Genomic DNA, 992 nt, shown 5'->3' with positions numbered 1-992 from the left:
CGAAGGGTTAACTAGTATAAAMGAAGGTCCATACAAACGGATGGCTCTTTTAGGGTTCTTCTGGGGGATAAAAGAGCTGATAGCGTTCCCCTGTCCAATATAAGTATGTATCGATTCCAGCTTCTGTTGGTATTACCACGAGCATCTGGTTGGGGTCAGAAACCAAATCATACCCTAAGCTTTTCGATAACGCCTGTTGAGAAATAAATGACATGCCATATTTTGCGCCATGAAAATCGCCCACACATGGCAGGATCAAATGAGCCTGGGAAAGATGATGCACTTCTCTTGACTGGCCATGTAAAATCAGCAACTTAGTTTCTTTTGGGTCAGAGTTAACATGAGCTTTGCATGTACTCATCTAGATTGAGCAATGACATACGTCTGATCACTGTTCTCAACCGTGATTTGGTTTGCTGCTAAAATAAAATCCTCGATCGAATCATTATTTGCATCAATTTTAGTTACGTCTAATATCCCACCCAAGTTGTATTCATTTCTCTGAAAGTTATCTTTAGAAAAAGATGCTTGGCTAAAACACAACGCAAACCACACAGAAAAATACTAACTTCATTAGCATKGTAACCTTTTTGAGCCATATTCAAATATCCGTTGGGTTTATGAGATCTTTCCTTACTTTGGTAAGGGCTTTCTGATAAGGAGCTCTTAAAATACCGGTAGCACTTCCATCATAGATCTCTAAATGCAGCATTTCACCTGTCCACCCGCTTTTTAAAACCACTTTCCCAACATAGGCAATATGTTGTCCTTGTTGAATCTTGGCTCCAATAGATACTCCATCAGCCAATCGACCAGATATCTCACCATAACGCACTACAGCCTTTCCGTGCTTAACTTCCAACGCATAGGTGCCACCATAAAAACTCATAAAAACTCATAAAAACTCATAGAACTTCATAATCTCACCATCCGCCATTGCAAAGACTCGACTACCCTCTTAGCGTACAAGTCACAGCCAGCATGCTTCCTAG

2 protein-coding genes are annotated in these 992 nt (G+C 40.6%); both read right to left on the bottom strand.

Annotated elements, in window-relative coordinates; translation table 11 throughout:
* Positions 1 to 49: 49 nt before the first annotated feature.
* Complete coding sequence (locus CIK04_RS33525) at positions 50 to 313, bottom strand: hypothetical protein (RefSeq protein WP_325205744.1); 264 nt, start codon at positions 311 to 313, stop codon at positions 50 to 52.
* 288 nt (positions 314 to 601) lie between these two features.
* Entirely contained in the window at positions 602 to 889 is a 288-nt protein-coding gene (locus CIK04_RS23460; protein ID WP_128824666.1) for a hypothetical protein, read from the bottom strand.
* Between the last annotated feature and the right edge of the window lie 103 nt (positions 890 to 992).

The organism is Vibrio sp. 03_296 (assembly GCF_002265885.1).
This window is presented reverse-complemented; position numbering and strand designations above follow the sequence as displayed.